A 2,022-nucleotide genomic window follows, 5' to 3' on the forward strand; every position below is an offset into this window, starting at 1 on the left:
ATGTGGGGATAACGAAAGTTCCCGAAACGCTGGCAGAGCTAGAATCCGCCATGATCAAATTTCGGAACGACGATCCTGATGGTAACGGCAAGAAGGATACTTATGGGATGACGGGTAAGTTGGATAAAGTGGAAGACTTCTTCAGTCCTATCTTCGGCGCATATGGCTTGTACCCTGGGACATTTACTGAAAAGAACGGGAAAGTGGTGCTCGGGGAAATTGAACCAGGGGCTAAGGATGCACTGACGACATTGAATAAATGGTATAAGGAAGAGTTGATCGACCCGGAATTCGTCATCAATAAAGGCAACAATGTCGACGATAAAGTGATTTCCGAAAAGATCGGCATCGTCTCGAATTCCTGGTGGGCGTTCATCCCTGCCGAAGCATTCTCAGCTGGAACTTATTATGACAAATTGGTAGAGAAAAATCCGAAAGCAAAATGGGCTATAACAAGCGGACCGAAAGGACCCAATGGAGAATTCGGCATCACCCAAACCAATCCGCTATTAAGCTCTGGGAGACAGTATGCCAAAAAAATGGAGAAAGAACCGGAAAAAATGATCAAGTACATTGAAATTGTTGAAGCAACTAACTTTGCCGATATCAACCTGTACGAGAAACTAAAATATGGGGAAGAAAACAAAACCTACAAAAAGACAAACGGCGATCTCGAGTGGATCCCTCCGTACGACAAAGAAGAAGAGCGCATCAAATTCGGATTGTCCTTCTTCAGTGTCCCTGGCGGATTTAACGACTACGACTTATTGGCCCCCTATATGACGAAGAGTAAATACATGACTTTAAGGAAAGAGACCGAAGCCATTGCCAAAGGCAAATACGATGTGTTGTATCCGATTCAACGGCCGGTATTCACCGAATATAAGGATAGACTAGAACAATTTACAAAGAAAAACCTAGTCGATTTTATGACCGGTAAACGCCCCCTTAGTGAGTTTGACAAGTATGTGGAGGAATGGAAGCAAATGGGTGGCGATAAAGTGATGGCGGAAGCCCAGCAGAAGTACACCGAGCTAGTCAAAAAATAAGCATGCGGAGGTGGTGGGAATGGATTCATCGATATGTATCCACACAGGAGGTATGAAGTTTACCAACAGCCATGTGGATGCTGTCAACCGTCGCAGGAGAATCATAGTGCAATTCGATGTGATGGGCGAGATTACAGAACTATTCGGGATCGATATCAACGAATTGATCAACTTCACATTTCATTTTGCAGATGAGGAAGGAAGTCAGATCGACAGTATCATCTGGGATATCGATTATTTCATACCTAAGGAAGGATCTCCGATTAATTCTGGCATACAGAAGTGGCACGAAGAAGGGATTGATGTTGTAAAAATACTTCTGGAGGAGTCCAAACGGCGTGGTCTGGAAAATATATGGAATCACCGTATCGCTGAAGTCGATTTTGGCACAAATGGAGTAGGACTTGGGTTAGAGTCAAGAACCCGGTTGAAAGCTGAACATCCTGATTGGGTCGTCAAGAGTTGGTGGTGGCAGGGACTGTGGAATCTAGCCTCGCCGGGACTTCGTGAATACAAGCTTAAGTATTTAAGAGAATTAATAGAAACTTATGAATTCGACGGTATTCAAATTGATTTCTCCCGGCACGTTCCTTGCCTGCCTGTGGGGGAACAGTGGGAGAATAGGGAACACGCAACTACATTTATTCGAATGACTAGGCTTATGTTACTGGAACTAGCAGACAAGTACAAGAGACCATTGCTGTTGGCGGCTAAAGTTCCTGAGAACCTAACAGGGTGCCAATTGGATGGGTTGGATGTGGCAACATGGGCGCAACAAAATCTGATTGATCTGTTTTCCCTAGGCTCCAGAACGATAAATGTGGATTTTGCAGCATTTCGGAGCATCACGGAAGGAAGGAACATTAAACTGTACCCCTGCCATGATGATCATCATTCGACAGACGGTTACCGATATCCACCAATTGAATTTTTTCGCGGAGTGTTCGGTAACTGGCGTCAGCAAGGCGCGGAC

Annotated in this window: 2 protein-coding genes; both read left to right on the forward strand. The window is 44.8% G+C overall.

The genetic code is table 11. The features are described from left to right. A partial coding sequence (locus AC1DWB_RS34160; protein WP_477545522.1) for a type 2 periplasmic-binding domain-containing protein occupies positions 1-1,049 on the forward strand: 1,049 nt, incomplete at its 5' end. 52 nt (positions 1,050-1,101) lie between these two features. Next, the coding region (locus AC1DWB_RS34165) for a hypothetical protein (protein ID WP_477545523.1) at positions 1,102-2,022 on the forward strand (921 nt) is incomplete at its 3' end.

The organism is Paenibacillus sp. P4_E11 (assembly GCF_056401635.1).